The organism is Paenibacillus sp. 7516 (assembly GCF_002272715.1).
Lineage (GTDB): Bacteria > Bacillota > Bacilli > Paenibacillales > Paenibacillaceae > Paenibacillus > Paenibacillus illinoisensis_A.
In genome coordinates, this window is record NZ_NPBI01000033.1 from 96,019 (window position 1) to 112,882 (window position 16,864).

Consider the following 16,864-nt stretch of genomic DNA (forward strand, 5'->3'; position numbering starts at 1 on the left):
AAAGGTTCCTTCGATCGATTGCAATTCTATTGTTCATTCTATAGAAACTCGGTGCATAACTCAACATGTTCCGGCTGGAAAAAACGATCTCCTTCGTGACACATCGTATCGCGAATGGTGTGGATGACAGTACCTGCCTGCTCCCAGGGTGATTCCTTTAACGAGGGAGCCCGACCGTAACAATCTCGCAAGGTCCTGCCGGGATGGACCATTCTTTGCCGTTGAATAGTTTAGTAGAAACATTTGAAGAGGATACGAGTTTCTCGCCTTTCTCCTCCAAAATATTGCTCTTGTATGCTTCTTCATTCGTATCCAATTCGTTCGTAGCCAGAGTCAGCAGAGATGTGTCCGGCTTCATATTATACCAGCGCATCATCAGATCACCTGATTCCTCATTCACTTTCAGGGAGGAGAATGCCAAACCTTCCCCTTGCCATGCAAATGGCGTATGCGTTGATGACAGCGTGCCTGAGTGAACATCCGTTTGAACCAGCGTCCATGGAACCTGGAACTGGTAAGCCTCGATGTATGCATCTGATGATGCGCTGCTTCCATCATGCGGAATGATCTCCATCTGGAACGAATGCTCTCCCAGACATTGTGCTTCCGGCGTCGGGAACAACCCCCAGTCCCCAAGCTCTCCTACCGCACGGAGCAGCGTTACGGCGATTGTATTACGCCCATCCTGAAGAACTTCATATTCATTCAGTCCCAGATTGGCTACGACCAGTCCAGCCTGTTCTTCACTCACATTTACAAAACTTTGCTGATGCTGCGTATTGCTTGGATTTTGCCACTCCGGTGCGGGCACATTATCACGAGTAGCAATCTCAAACATGGAATCCAGATGGTGAACCGCAGTCGCCAGATCAGTTGGGAACAGGGCACGTACACGGTGATCCTTCGCCTGATTGTTGAAGGTGGTTTGCACCTGAACTCCTTTTCCGCTGCGGCTTAACGACAGAATCGTACGAATACGCAGTGTGGTAGTCTGTTTGGAACGCTGTGCCTTGCGATACGGGTAATAGATGAGCTCACGTTGTTCACGATCCAGCACCTCATCCGCCGAAGCAGGAATTTCCCAATCATGTAGGATTTCGTAGGAGACACGGTACGGCGTATCTTCTATGATCTGTATGCCGGCTGTTAATTCTTTTGTAGTCAAGGCAGCTTCATTCTCCGGCTGCTTGAACATATACTCGTTACCGATATCCCCAACATTTTCGTACACCCCAAGGTCTTGGTACGTTCGTCCTGTGCGTTTATCCTTCAGTGTAAAGGAGCCATTGTCTGCGATTGTTACGGCAATATATTCATTTTCCATGCCGCGTTCACCACTGCGCAATGCAAAGCCATTCGAGACAGAAACATCCTGATCTTCACTGCGAACCCAGCTATATGCCTTCAATCCAAGCGCTGGCACGTTCCCAGCTTCAAATGTAATTCTGACTCTGCGGCAGCTGTACGGCTGACGGAATCGGTCATCCGGCAGATCATAACCGAACTGCAGGCCCAGATCTTCTACTGTACATGGAACGTGCGCTCCTTTTTCGTCAACGAGGACACGACCGGACAGGTCTACGTTGTTCATTCGGGCAGCCATATCCTCTAATGACATTCCATCACGGAAGTAGATACGAGCCGCATCCAGTTCGATCTGAACAACGCCGCTGCGCTCCCAGCCTGTCGTATTAAACGTGATCAGTGGCCGCGCATCCTCACCGTAACTGGCAAAGATTGAGGTATCCACTGAAGCAGCAATCTGACTTGTGCTCTCTTCAATCATGGCTTCAGCGACGTGACGGCTCTTCTCGAATCGTGTGACCATCTCGCGGTGAACCTCATCCACACTGCAGCCGCAGATGCTGTCATGCGGATGGTTCTGCATCAATGTTTTCCAGGCATATGTCAGTTGATCATGCGGATAAGCATGTCCAAGGAGATGGGCGTAGGACGCCAGTGGCTCAGCCACCTTTTCCAGCATCGCTTGACCAAGCTGGTTCATCTGTTTCAGATAAACCCGTGCCGAAGCGGTGTTCACCAGGGTACCCCAGCCATCGGTACGCTGGCTGCGCAGCTCTCCTTTTACCGTAGACAGCTCATGTTCCGCTGATTCTTTCAGGGCCGTCAGATAATCCGGAAAGTTGGAGTGAACGAATTCAATGTCGGGATGTAATTGCTCGGCCATTCGAATCGCCTCAGGCAGATCCCGCTGAATAGGCTGATGATCACATCCGTTCATGTACAGCAGTTCATTGGTCGAGGCATATTTCTCGGCATCAGCCAGTTTGGTTTCCCAGAACTTGCGAGCTGAAGCCTCATCTACCGGAATTTCATTACCATTGGAGTACCAGTTGGCAAACAGCACCCCCAGCACTTTCGATCCATCTGGCCCTTCCCACATGAGCTCCGAGAAGCTGGATTCGTATCCTTCATCCGATACGGTATTATTGAAACCTGTAGGTTTCACGCCTCTTCCAAAAAAGACGTTATCGATGCCAGATTGCAGCATCAGCTGCGGAGTCTGTCCAACCAGCCCGAACGTATCGGGAAAATAACCGATCTTGGATGGCGTGCCGTAACGCTTCGCATCCCGATGCCCAACCTGCATATTGCGCACATTGGCTTCACCACTGGTAAGAAATGCATCCTGCAGTATATACCAAGGCCCAATTACAATCCGGCCATTGCGGATGTGCTTCTCCAGCCGCTCCTTTTGCTCCGGGCGAACCTGAAGATAATCGTCGATAATGATCGTTTGTCCATCCAGGTAAAAGCTTTTGTAGTCCGCTCCCTCATCGAGCTCATCTAGCAGTGAATCCACCAGTTGAACGAGCCGCATATGATGCTTCTCATAGGGCAGGTACCATTCCCGATCCCAGTGAGTGTGCGAAATGATATGGGCTCTTTTGGTTTTCCGTTTATCCTTTTGTTCCGTCATGCGTTAGCCCACCTCTCCATCTTGTTGTACAATCTCAACCTCTTCCGGGCGATACACCGTATGCAGCTTTCCTGCAGCATCTGTGGCAAACAGCACGGACCGATTTTTCTCCAATTGGAATTCATAGGATACGCCAGTGCGGGTATCTCTGACTTGAACCTTGTGATTGAGTGAAGACTCTGACACAAATACATATAGATTTCCTTTTGGAAAACTCAGCTTCCGGCCATAGATTCCTGCAATGTCTCCGCCAGATAGCCATTCCAGCTCCTGATGGATGCCAGCCGTTTTGGCCGCATAATGGTACAGGTCCACCAGCGGCTCATCCCGTCCGTTAAGCTCGAGCGGCAGCGGGGTCCACATGATTTTTCCTTTCCCCCATGGCAGAACAGTCACTTCATCTGGAGTGTCATGATCTTGATGAAGCAGCGTCTCTTTGGCCACCTCCGCAATACGACGCCGGCCATACGTTACCCGGTGATTCACCCCATTGATATTCAGCAGTTCTTCACGCTGCACGTTATCCAAACTGCGTTTACCCACAATGTGATCTGCCCGGTCACTTGCCTTCCAGTACGCGTCCAGTCCCAGTGGTCCAGTGATCAGCAGACATGCGCCTTCCTTCTCCGTGAATGCAAGCAGCTGAAGCAATGCATCATTATCCATATTGTGTGGACTCGGCACGATAATCAGCTTGGGTGGCTGCTGCTCCAGAGCTTCCAAATGATATTCGGATACGGCACGGAATGGCAGCTTCAGATCATAGGACATTACACGCGTAAGCTTGGTTGTTGCATCATAAGCAAGGGAACGGTTGGAGAAATCATTGGAATACGGGAACACAACCGCAATCTCCTCCAACTCACGATCCTCGAAGAGATCACGCACCTTCTGCATGAAGCGGCCAAAGTCATAGGATACATCCGCCTCTGGCTTCTCTGTACCATCTGCACGAAGGGCCCCAATATGAGACTCATTGGCATTATCCATATAGAAGTTCGTATTCCAGATCCATTGCACTGCTCCCGCACCACCTGTGGAGAATGCATAGGCATACTTCCGTTCAAGAATGCTGCGAAGCTCTTCTTCCGTGCGCTTGGCGCGTCCATCCGGGGTCTCCACATACATGATGCCCGTCTCCTGAATGAGATTCGGTTTATGCGGAGTTTTGGTAAAAATGCCGTCCCAGATCAGATCATCGTTCAACCACCAGGAATGCACAGTGGTATAATCCACTTCACGTTCATAGAAAAACGGTGAAGGACGCTGTGCACCCAGAGCTTCGTCCTGCCCTACGGTAACGAGATGATTCGGCACCAGATCCTTGATCGTACCTACGAGCTCTCTTGCCCAAACATTGTGCATCTCCATGGAGAAGAGACAATAATCGAGCCAGCGGGTTCCTTTTTTCGCCTTGTGCATGTCCTGTACATCAAAGTTAATCTCTTCCGGTTCCGGAATGACCGCTGCTGCAAAGTTCGGAAGCTGCTTCGGCGACATGTTCCATGCCTCCTGCATCGCTTCAATGGTTTCATGCCGCTGCTCAAGCCAACCGATAAAAGCCTGCTGTTCGTGCGAATCCCTGGCTGAGCGCGGGCCAGCCGAGAAGATGCGCACCGGATCAAACATCGATGGCTCGTTAATCAAATCCCAATCCACATGGGTGGTATGTGTATGCCGGCTGACGATGCTGCGGATGAAACGCTTCTGTGCCTCGACGCTTTGCGGATCCAGATATGGATTCGTTCCTTCCCACGTTTCAGGTGTAAAAGAAAAGAAGGTAAACGTGACCTGCAGGCCGTGACGCTTCGCCGTTAACAGGAAGGCATCAATCGCGCGAAGCACATCCTCTGCCATGTGTCCATCCACCTGCATCATATTGCGATATGCGGTCCAGATTCCGGTCCGAATCCAGTTAATGCCCGCTTTCGCCATCTGTGCCATGTCCCGATCCCATACGTCGGCATTCGGTAGAAACAGAAATTTCCGGGCTACGTCGGAGGTCATGTACGTCATGCCCACAACAGGGAGAGGTCGTCCTTCTTTGACAAAGTAGTCTCTACTGCGGGTGATGACTTCACCTTCTGCAAGCAAGGCGTCATCCTGGCCCCAGAAGCCTTGGCGCAGATTTCGAACTTCACCGTCAGGTGCTTGCGCACGACATACAATTCGGTACAGCCCGCTTTCTACTGAAACCGGAAGAGGGAGACGTACAAACTGCTGCTCTCCGGTAAGCTCCATCTGCAGCTTATGGCTCCATACCTTCTCAGCTGTGCCGCTTGTCCGATCCTCCCGTTCAACGGTCAGATCGAACGTCCACAACTCGGAAGCTGTACGTCTGTCACCCGCGCGCTGTAAAATCTGTCCTTGAAGGGTAAGTACAGCCCGTTCACCTGGCTCGTACGTAGCATAGTTAGGCTTGAGGGACAATTCAGTTACCCCTTTGGCACAGAATTGTGCCCACTTCACAATCTCGTTAGCACCGTCCTGCTCCCAGAATGAAGCGGTCAGCGGCAGATTCACAAACATCCAGCGTGAACCAGCAAATGCACTGCGGGAGTTCTCCCACAGGACAACCGGAGCGGCAATGCTGCGTTCATCCTTACTCACTCCGCAAAGTAACGGATAGATCTGCGTGCTCATCGGTCCTGCCGAACCCATCTGGTGAGGCAGATCACTAGACTTGGTGGTATGCGGGACCAGATTCCACGTGTCTGCAATCTCAAACAAACCCTCTTTGCCAGCAAGCAGTGAAATTTGTTCAGAGGAAGTGTACGTTTGGATATTCGCTGAAGATACGTTCAGTGCCTCGTGAATATAAAGCTCCTGGTGATACGCCGTCTGCTCTGACTCCACAACCCAAGCTCCATCCTGATCCCGGACAGGGCGCTTAAACGGTGCTCCACCCACACTGATCAGGCTTCCTCCCTGATGCAGATAGGCTGCAATTTCCGTCCAGGCCGATTTGGGAAAGTAGGGTGCATGCAGGTTTATCAGACAGCCCTCGCCTGCTGCTGCTTTCAACACATCAGCCAGTTCGCGGGCGCTAACAACGATGACTTCATTAGACCCTTGCCAAGTATCCAGAGCTTCGCGGGATGGCCGCTGGCCTTCTGCCGGAAAATCGGGATCAGCGAAGATAATCAGCTTGTTGTCCTTCACGTGTGTACTCATAACAGGCCATCCTTCATGGATTTATAGACCAACTGGGAGAACAGGCTGTTGGACCATGCAAACCATTTTCTCGTAAATATTGTTGGATCATCCGCATGGAAACCTTCATGCATATAACCTGTATCCGCATCTGTCGCTTCCAGCATACGAATGATCTCCAGCTTCTCCTCGGCAGATTGTGCCGTCAGTCCCTGCATGGATAGACCCATATGCCAGATATAATCCGGTGGTGTGTGCGGGCTGCCGATCCCTTTGGCAACCTTGCCCTCATAATAGAACGGGTTCTCTTTGCTCAGGGCGAATCGGCGGGTATTTTGATAAATCGGATCATCCGCTGTGACGTAGCCAAGATACGGAATGGACATCAGTCCCGGTGTACCGGCATCATCCATGAGACAGTAATTGCCGTAGCCATCCGTCTCGTACGCGTAGATGGGACCAAATTCCGGATGACGATAAATGCCGTACAGCTGAATGCCGTGATCCACGTCCTGCTCCAGATCCTTAAGCTCCTGCAGCAGCGCCATATCCCGGAACACCCACTCGGCAAACTCCTGCATCTGGCGCAAAGCTACGACTGCAAACATGTTGCCTGGGATATTGTAGTGAAAATCGCACGCATCGTCGCTGGAACGGAAGCCAGACCAGATCATGCCTGTATAATTGACCGGCATACCCTTTCCATGATTACGTAGAGAATCTGTAGGAATGCCGTTATTGCGCGTAAAGCGATATGGAGATTGTTCCATGTGATGCTGTTCCACCTTGAACAGATCCACGATTTTGCGCATGGCTGCCTTGAAGCTGGAATCGAAAATGTCGGTTAGCTCCGTTTCCTTCCAATATAGATAGGCCAGACGTACAACAAAGCACAGCGAATCAATCTCGAATTTGCGTTCCCATACCCATGGCGACATGTCCGTCTCGTCCGTTGTGTTCCAATGCCAGTTATTAGCCGTTTCATTGAAAGCATTAGCATACGGGTCAATATGAACATACTGGATGTGGCGTTTGATCAGGCCACCAATGATCCGCTGCAGGTCCTCATCTTCCTTCGCAAACGGAATGTAGTGCACCACCTGCTCCACGGAATCACGCAGCCACGAGGCTGGGATGTCTCCGGTGATAACAAAAGTCGTGCCATCGTCCATCAATTTTGTTGTTGTTTCGATTGTATTGGGGAAACAATTTTTGAATAATTGAAGCAGCTTTGGTCGATGAGCCAGCTTCTGTTCCGCCTCTTCGAGCACTGCCTGAATGGATTGCGGCACAGCAACAGGCGGCATTGGTATTTTGGGTAATCTGAATTGTTCCATGGATGAGTGCAACTCCTTAAACGTATTGAATGGTGTAGCTATTAGGAAAAACATTAATTTTACACTGGACCACTGCGCGGTCAGAAATATCCTCCGATCGCTGTTATCCCCAGATTTTTTTGATTCCCTTCTTCAAAGGGTAAATCCGGGGATAGCGTATGCTTCCGATGTAGCTTTCTTTCAGAAAGCTTTTAGGCGAACGCTTCGCTTCTTCGGATACTTTCTGCCCTCTCCGTTATCGTGTAAATGTGTTCACTCCTATATAGCAAAGATATTTCTAAAAGGTTTACCGCAGCAGCACGGTCTTAATTTCGTAAGGGGCGAAGGTCAATGTAATCTGGCCATTCGTCAAATCCAAAGGCTCACCCGGTTCTTCCAATGCGTTAGAGAGGTAGGCCTGCTCAAAGGCATGTGGCCATTGCAAGGTTACACGTTCACGTTTGCCTGAAGATTCATAGAAACGAAGTACCGTGCCGTGTCCAACCTCTGCCATTTTGACCGTATCCAAAATGACATGCTCGCTACCCAAATCAATCCATGCTCCGGTTGCCGGGCGTGCAGGTGAGGCAGTTGCAGTTGAATCAACTTCAGTCCCTGTGCTCTGCTGTACCTGCTGTACCGTCACCTCGTGATTCAGCTCTGCAGCATGACGTACCGTATGCGCAGTACGCCAATCCCCTTCGTGCGGATACAGGGCATACGTGAATTCATGCTCTCCTAGATCAGCGGTTCGGTCCGGCCATTTCGGTGCACGAAGCAGGGATAAACGAATGGTGCTTCCCTGTACGTCGTATCCGTATTTGCAGTCATTCAGCAAACTCACGCCGTATCCATATTCGGATACATCTGCGAAACGGTGGCCACAAACTTCATATTGCGCTTGTTCCCAGCTGGTGTTACGGTGCGTTGGCCGCTCCAATGCGCCAAAGGGGATTTCGTATGTTGCCTTGGAGGTCACGACATCAATTGGAAAACCAACTTTCAGGAGCTTATGATTTTCGTTCCAGCTCACCTGCGTCTGGAAGTCAATCCGCCGTGAATCATGGTAGAAGACGATATCTTGTGTAATCTCCGATTGATGGAGTTTCCAGCGGAAGCGCAGGACGTCCTTCGTTGTACCAGCCAGCACCAGCTTTTTCTCCAATAGCTCGACTTCTCCAGCAACCTGTTCTTCATAACGGCTGTCAATATCCCATGCATCCCAGAGCGTCGGACGGTCGTGGAAAAAGTGGAATTGATTGCCCCGTTCACCTGGCTTCAGCATTTCCCGCTCTGCTGCCTTATCCCACAGACGAGTAATCTCGCCTTGGTTGTTAAATTCCACATGATAAAACGCGGTATCCCATGTATCGTTAAAGACCGATTGACCGGCAAGGCTGGTCATTTCTCGTGCATTCGTTTCCCTCGTATTTTCAGGTACCAGCCAAATCGTCTTATACCCTAACGCCGGAATGTCCTCCACAAGAATCGAAATGGTGTCACCCTCCCGATCCATTCGCAGGTGCTGACCTTCTGGATCAACCGCATAAAAATCCAAGCCATCGTCCACAGGGAGCTGAACGACTGCATTACGCTTCCAGCCAAGGCTGTTGAACACCACATAGGCCGCTGAACCTTCTGGACCCCTTGTGTCAATACCTGCCGTCAATGCCGTAACACCTTGATTCAAGCCTGCTCTACCTAACTCAAAAACTCGTACATATTCCTCATCCGAAGTCACGTAGGACTCCGTAATCGCTGAGCCTGGAATAATATCGTGGAATTGATTCAGCAAAATCAGCTTCCAGCCCTCATGCAGTGCCGAACGGACGTCAGCTTCCTCCTGCGCCTCCATGTCCGGCAGAGCGAGTGTGTTCCACAGCTCGGCTTCACGATACAGGACCTCTGCCTTGCGATTGTTCCGCTTGTTTCGTGCATGTGTCGTGTACGTGCCTCGATGCAGTTCCAGGTACAGATCGCCATGCCATTCCGGGAGTGTAGGCTGCCCTGCTTCAATACCTGCAAAAAAGGCTGCCGCTGTACTGTAGCGACTGGCAGGCTGCCCTACCATCAAGTCTGCGCGATCCACGTACTCCAGCATTTCGCGGGTTACTCCTCCGCCACCATCACCATGCCCGTATAGAAGCATGTGCTCGGGATGTGCTGCTTTCTCACGGTAGGACTGCCAGTGATCATGGATATCCTTCGGTAAAGTGTGTTCATTGACACCATGGTTGAGATAAGACAGGATCGGTGTACCGTCAATGCCAACCCAGTGAAAGAGATCGTATGGGAATACATTGGTATCGTTCCATCCCAGCTTCGTCGTCATGAAATAGTCCACTTTGCCATGCTTCAAAATCTGAGGCAGGGAGGCACAGTACCCGAATGTATCGGGCAGCCATTCAATCTGAGATGTCTTGCCGAACTCCTCCATGTAAAAACGCTGGCCATATAACATTTGGCGAATCAGCGACTCACCGCTCGGAATGTTCAGATCCGGCTCAACCCACATGCCGCCAACCAGCTCCCAGCGTCCTTCTGCAATGCGCTGCTTCACCCGTGCATACAATTCGGGATCATGTTCCTTCAGAAAGGCGTACAACAAAGGTTGGCTCTGGGAGTACACATAATCGGGATATTCATTCATTAGTGCATCCACGGTTGAGAATGTACGACTTGTCTTGCGTACCGTCTCCCGTACAGGCCACAGCCACGCAATATCGATATGGGACTGTCCCACCATATGTTCAAGACCTTCGGCATTACCACCAATCTCTCGCACTTGCTTCGCTAAACTCTCTTCAATCAGGCGAATGCCATCCCCCTGCTTGATCTCTTCATCTGTCATGCCGACAAATTGATCCATCGCACGATAGATGGCTTCCAGCAGACGTACACGCCGGAAGTCGCTTTCGGGCAGCAGTACGGCCGAATCACGTACAATAATGACCGTATACATCAGGCTGCGAACCGCCTCGTTCGGTCTCACCAGCAGACTCGTGATTGATGTGATTGGCGGCTGAATAACGGCCTGCTGGTTCAACGGATCGACAGGCTCAGGTACCGGATCGAACAGTTCGATTTCAAGTTCAGGATGGATTCCAATGCTGGATGGGTCCAGCGTAACGTACGTATGATTGCGATCCAGACCCTGATAGGAACGGCCATTCACCCGCAGCAAACCTTCTCCTCCCGATTGAAACAACAGTCCAAATGGGGCATGCTGCCAGGAAGCGGGAACTTCCAGACGGGTTCGAAAAAAGTAGGTGGTTCCCTGTGTGCTTGGAAAACGATCCAGGCCTTCTCCCTCCGGATAAGGCCCTTGATTCTCATATTTTCCCGGCACGTCATAATAAGCACGGGTGATGTTCCAGCTGCGAAAATCCACTTGCTCCAGCCACTGACGTTCAGACAGTTCACGAATAAATCGTCTAATACGTTCCATGTTTTACGCCTCCCTTACCGTAAGCTCGGCCATTTGCGTGTCGTTCACACTGCTGCCGATATGAATACGGAATAGTCCCGGTTCAACCACGGGTTTCAAATGCCGTCCGATATATTGCAGCTGCTCCGCACCAACACGGAATTCAATTGTTTGCGTCTCACCAGGTGCCAGATTCACTTTTGTGAATCCTTTCAGCTCTTTGGCCGGGCGAGTCATCTGGCTGACCACATCGGTGATGTACATCTGTACCACTTCTGCGCCACTACGCTGGCCTGTATTGGTCACATCCACCGATACCATAACTGATTCGGCAGCTGTCATGGATGCCCTGCTGACTTTCGGCTCGCTGTATTCAAAAGTGGTATAGCTAAGTCCATATCCGAACGAATAACGAGGCTCCAGATCCTCTTCCAGATAACGCTTGCCACGGGATCGTTTACCGTTGTAATAGATAGGTAACTGACCGACATGCTTCGGAATGGAAACCGTCAATTTGCCCGATGGATTCACATCGCCAAATAGGATGTCTGCAATGGCATGCCCGCCCTCTTGACCCGGATACCATGCCTCCAGAATGGCATCTGCATGTTCGTCCACCCAAGGTTCAGTGATGGGGCGGCCATTGATGTAAACAACGATGAGCTTTTTGCCGAGCTTGTGGATCTCCTGAATGAGTTCCAGCTGTACACCCGCAAGCCCTAACGTCATGCGGTCGATGCCTTCGCCGCACTCCATGTCGTTCCATGAATGATCAGATACATTGGATGCCCCTGTCTTCAGATCAATCGTTCCTTCGCCAAAATCGCGGGCACTTGAGCCTCCAACCACCATGATGACGGTATCGGCCTTGCCTGCGATCTCCATGGCATGCTCGAACCCTTCTCTGGAATCGCCTTTGATTCGGCAACCTGGCGCATAAAGCACCTCAGGAACAGCTTCATACCCCGCGAGCTTGGAGCGAATACCATCCAGTACGGTTGCCACTTTGGATTTGGGCTGCGGTGATGTATAGTCACCGAGCTGATTGTATGCATGATCCGCATTCGGGCCAATGACAGCAATTTGCCCTGCTCCTGTTGTGGATAGCGGGAGAGCCGATTGCTCATTTTTGAGCAGAACCACTCCTTCTGCTGCCAATTGACGTGCCAGCTGGATATGCTGCTCACTGCCAATTACTTCTGCGGCCCGGTCAGCGTCCACATAAGGCTGCTCAAACAAGCCCAGTTTGAATTTCAATGCCAGTACGCGGCTGACAGCCTGGTCCAAAACCTGCACATCAAGCTTGCCTTCCGATACAGCCTGCACAAGATACTGTCCAAACATCTCACCGGACATCTCCATATCGATGCCTGCCTGAATGGCCTGCACAGATGCATCGAGCCCATCCGCTGCGACATCATGCCCACCTGCCAGCATGTTGATTGCGCCGCAGTCCGTAATGACCAGACCCTCAAAGCCCCAGTCTTCACGTAAAACATGATCCAGCAATTCCGTATTTACCGTACAAGGTGTGCCATCAATTTCGTTATACGCAGGCATAATGGATGCTGCCCCAGCTTCAACCGCCTTTCGGAATGGATACAGATCCACCTCCAGCAATTCACGCCAGCCCATGTGTACAGGTCCTGCATTGCGTCCGCCTTCCGAACTGCCGTAACCGACAAAATGCTTCAGCGTTGCAGCAACCGCATCATTCCGGTCAAGACTTTCCCCCTGAAGGCCTTGAACAGAAGCTACCGCCATTTCCCCAATGAGATACGGATCTTCGCCAAAACATTCCTCGGTACGTCCCCAGCGCGGATCACGCACGACATCGAGTACCGGAGAATACGTAACCGCTCCACCCTGAGCACGCGTTTCCCTGGCTACGGCCTGGCACATCTCTCGGTACAGGTCCACATTCCAGGTGCTGCCGAGCAGCAGCGGTACCGGATATACCGTTCCGTCAATGGCCATATGACCGTGAGAGCACTCCTCCCCAATCAGGATTGGAATTCCCAGTCGGGAATGCTCCACAGCATGACGCTGAATCAGGTTGACGGCTTCCGCACCTTCTCTCGCGGATAGGCCATTTTCAAGTGTAACGCCAGTCCAGGGATCAGCCCGAAGGGCACCATAGAGTGAGCCGACGCCGCCGTTTTCCACTTGCTCTATAAAGGAATCATTCAGCGTGATATTTCCCTTGTCATTCGTATAGGTCTGCCAGCCAAAAGGCTGGATGAGCTGGCCTACCTTTTCTTCCGTAGTCATCAGGCCAAGCAGGTGCTGTACCCGTTCTTCGACGGGCTTGCTTTTGTCCTTATATGTCATCATCCTGAAACTCTCCAATCCTATAGAGTGATCCGGTTACTCCTTCACCGCTCCAACCGTCAGACCTTGTACGAAATAGCGCTGGAAGAACGGGTAAGCAAATATAATCGGCAGCGTTGCAAGCACGACCATCGCCATTCGGGAAGTATCCTGCGGAATGGACTGCATGGCTGCCAGACTCATGGAGCTGTTGGCGGAGTTCTGCTGAATAAACTGGATGCTGGACTCGATCCGCATCAGCATGGATTGCAGCGGTACCAGGTTGGGATTATCAATGTATAAGAGTGCGTTGAACCAGTCATTCCAGTAACCCAGTGTACTGAACAACCCGATCGTTGCCAGCCCCGGCAGGGACAATGGTATTACGATTTTCATAAAGGTATAAAACTCTCCGGCGCCATCAATTCTTGCGGATTCAATGACCGCATCCGGCACACTGGTGGAGTAGAACGTACGCAGAATCATAATATAGAAGGCATTCATCGCCAGCGGCAGAATCAGTGCCCATACGGTATCTTTCAATCCAAGCAGCTGGGATACGACCATGTAGGTCGGGATCATCCCGCCGTTGAACAACATGGTCAAAATGGCAAACACGGAGAAAAATCTCCGATATCTGAAGCTCTTGCGGGAAATGGCATAGGCATACAGGGACATGAGGATCAAACTGATGATTGTCCCGAGTACCGTGACCAGAATGGTAACCCCATATGCACGCAGCAGTGTATCACCGCTCTGCCAGACAAATTGATATGCTGCGAGACTCCATTCTGCCGGAATTAGGCGGTACCCGTCACGGGCCAATGCCTTTTCATCCGTAAACGAGATGATGACGACAAATATAAAAGGAAACACACAGATCAGAGCGAATAGTCCGGCCATGATATTCATGATGATGTTCCAGCCGCTGGATACATGATGGAAATCGCGTTTTTTTACGAGTTGAGCCACAGTGGTTCACTCCTTTCCCTTGTCCTAGAATAAGCTGCTATCTTTATCGATCTTGCGTACCACATAGTTGGAGATGATAACCAGTACAAAGCCCACAACCGATTGATACAATCCGGCAGCGGTACTCATGCCAATCTCACCGCTCGTTTTCAAGCCGCGATATACATACGTGTCAATGACGTTCGTAACGGAATAGAGCGTACCCGAATCCCTCGGCACTTGATAAAAGAGACCAAAGTCAGCGTAGAAGATCCGGCCCACAGCCAGAAGTGTCATAATCGTGATGATTGGGGATAGCAATGGGATCGTAATGTTGCGAATCTGCTGCCATTTGCTCGCACCGTCAATCATTGCAGCTTCATAGAGCGAACGGTCAATGCCCAGTATAGATGCAAGATAGACGATACTGTTGTAGCCGATCGTTTTCCAAAGTGCGACGAAAATCAGAATGTACGGCCAATACTTGGCTTCCGAATACCACTGGATGGGCTCCATCCCGAACCAGCCGATGATCTGATTCAACATTCCCCGGTCCATGCTCAGGAAACTGAACACAAAGTAACCTACAATGACCCAGGAGAGGAAATACGGGAGGAACATCCCTGTTTGATATATTTTGGCGAGCCGTTTATTAATAAGTTCCGAGAGCAGAATGGCCAAACCTACGGCGAACACTAACCCCAAGAATATGATGGCGATGTTATACAGAAGTGTATTGCGGGTAATCAGCAGCGCGTCATTGTTGCTGAACAGGAACTTGAAGTTGTCCCAGCCCACCCATTCGCTCTTCGCAAGACTGGCCCAGAATCCCTCACGACTAAAGCGATATTCCTTGAATGCCGCTACAGTACCCACCAGGGGCAGATAAGAGAAGAAGAAGAACCAGATGGCGCCAGGCAGCACCATGAACAGCATGACTCGGTTTTTTATCAGGTTTTTCAAAAATGCAGTCATTGGGATATCCTCCTTCAAGCTTGAATGAAAAAAAGGATCGGACGCTACATGCAGCCGCCCGATCCTACGAATGTAACCTTACTTATTTTCCGCTCTCCAGGCATCAAGCTGGCTTTGGGCTTCAGCCATTACCTTCTCAAGACCGGCTTGATTGAACTTCTCAATGACCTGATCCAAGTTGGTCGCCGGGTCCAGCGTACCAGTCATCAACGCGGCCCAGTATTGTTCTTTCACGTTTTGTACAGCTGTCAATTCAGTAGAAACGTTGCTTGCATCAAAGTTGAAGCTGAGGATTGGGGAGTTCACGCCTTCAGCATTAAATTTCTTGAACTCATCCCATTTGTTATCCGGATCGTTGTTGTTCAGATAGAGCAGCATGTTGTTACCAAGGGAATACGAAGGCATGTCATAGTTCTTCGATTCAGCCAGGTTTTCCATGTGTGTATCGTCCACTTTTTTGTAGTGAGTGCCCTCGATACCGGAGTCCACCATGTTGCGCAGCACTGGATCCGTATTGAGCAGGTTCAGGAATTCCATTGCTTTTTCCGGATACTCGGAGTTGGCGGAGATCGCCATGATGGATCCTTGTACAGAAGTATTTGTGATGATTGCATCACTTGCCGGTGTGGAAACGACAGGATATCCATAACTTGCAGACCATTGATTGTCTGCCAGCGGTTGAGTCTGTGCACGATCCAGGAACCAGTTACCCGATGTCGTCAGGTCGTTGGTTGATCCTGTTGTTGCTGCCTCTGCAGACACGTAGCCAGCTTTGTAATATTTGTTCATCGTTGTGAGCGCTTCCTTCATTTCAGGAGTCTCCAGGATGTTCACGAGCTTGTAATCCGTTGTGTCTAGTTTGATTGCCATAGGCAAATTTTGAATAACATAGTCATAAGGAACATAAGGGACATAGTTTTTATCCATCGCAAACGGCGTCACACTTGGCTCATTTTCCTTGATTGTTTTGAGCAAAGGTTCGAGACTGTCCAAGGTGCGGATATTGGAGATGTCCAATTTGTACTTATCGAGCAGTGTTTTGTTGAAACGCCATACCTCTTGCTGCGGCAGTTCCTTGTTGGCCGGAATACCGTAGTTATGACCATCCACTTTGGAACCGCTGAGGAATGCCGGGTCAATCGCTTCCATCAGATCCTTGCCATATTTGGGGAGCAGTTCATCCAATTCCAAGAACGCACCTTTTCTGGCATTCTGAACGTAGTCGAATCCGCCCGAAGAGGTGAACAGAATGTCCATAGGCTCACCGGAAGCCACATTTACCTGCATCTTTTGCGGGTAGTCACCCCAATCGACCATTTTCATGGTTACGGTAGCATTGATTTTTTCCTTGGTATACTTGCTGACTTCTTCCATGACCTTGTTCACATCTTTTTGCGGGGTACCGATGGTGTACCAGATCAGCTCGACTGAATCATCTCCAGCCCCGCCGGATTCCGAAGCACTCTCGCTTCCACCGCAGGCACTCAGTACAAGTGTAACGGCCATTAATAATGCCAGGACGAGAGAAAAACTTTTTCTTTTTTTAAGCATTGTTTAGATCCTCCCTTTTCGTTTTCCCTTAAGCACTAACGAACTAACTGCTATAACCTTATCGAATGAAAGCATTTTCAAAAAGAAGATAAACTTAAGTTTTCGGGGTACAAATTAAAGAGATATTCTCCCTGACTCTTGTTTTTGTACCTAATTTAATAAATCGCTTACATGAAAGAGACATGCCGGGTAACATCTGGCATTAAACTCTTCGCATGCCACTGCTGTTCCCGAAATGTC

General features: G+C 50.3%; 8 protein-coding genes. All 8 read right to left on the minus strand.

Going from position 1 to position 16,864, the window contains the following annotated elements; all coding sequences use genetic code 11:
* Window positions 1-157 precede the first annotated feature (157 nt).
* Window positions 158-2,941, minus strand: coding sequence for an alpha-mannosidase (locus tag CHI14_RS24335; RefSeq protein ID WP_095292063.1), 2,784 nt, complete (start codon window positions 2,939-2,941; stop codon window positions 158-160).
* Between the two features lie 3 nt (window positions 2,942-2,944).
* Window positions 2,945-6,115, minus strand: a complete 3,171-nt coding sequence (locus tag CHI14_RS24340; protein WP_095292065.1) for a beta-galactosidase — start codon at window positions 6,113-6,115, stop codon at window positions 2,945-2,947.
* Complete coding sequence (locus CHI14_RS24345; RefSeq protein WP_095292067.1) at window positions 6,112-7,431, minus strand: glycoside hydrolase family 125 protein; 1,320 nt, start codon at window positions 7,429-7,431, stop codon at window positions 6,112-6,114. The genes CHI14_RS24340 and CHI14_RS24345 overlap by 4 nt, the downstream gene beginning before the upstream one ends.
* A gap of 286 nt (window positions 7,432-7,717) precedes the next feature.
* Window positions 7,718-10,858, minus strand: a complete 3,141-nt coding sequence (locus CHI14_RS24350) for an alpha-mannosidase (protein ID WP_095292069.1) — start codon at window positions 10,856-10,858, stop codon at window positions 7,718-7,720.
* Between the two features lie 3 nt (window positions 10,859-10,861).
* Window positions 10,862-13,171 carry a glycoside hydrolase family 3 N-terminal domain-containing protein gene (locus tag CHI14_RS24355; protein WP_170948261.1) on the minus strand — a complete coding sequence of 770 codons (2,310 nt, stop codon included), beginning with the start codon at window positions 13,169-13,171 and terminating at the stop codon, window positions 10,862-10,864.
* A gap of 33 nt (window positions 13,172-13,204) precedes the next feature.
* Complete coding sequence (locus CHI14_RS24360; RefSeq protein ID WP_217506623.1) at window positions 13,205-14,059, minus strand: carbohydrate ABC transporter permease; 855 nt, start codon at window positions 14,057-14,059, stop codon at window positions 13,205-13,207.
* Window positions 14,060-14,143: 84 nt separating this feature from the next.
* Entirely contained in the window at window positions 14,144-15,073 is a 930-nt protein-coding gene (locus CHI14_RS24365; RefSeq protein ID WP_095292071.1) for an ABC transporter permease, read from the minus strand.
* A 78-nt stretch (window positions 15,074-15,151) separates the two neighbouring features.
* Window positions 15,152-16,624 carry an ABC transporter substrate-binding protein gene (locus tag CHI14_RS24370; protein ID WP_095292073.1) on the minus strand — a complete coding sequence of 491 codons (1,473 nt, stop codon included), beginning with the start codon at window positions 16,622-16,624 and terminating at the stop codon, window positions 15,152-15,154.
* Window positions 16,625-16,864 lie beyond the last annotated feature (240 nt).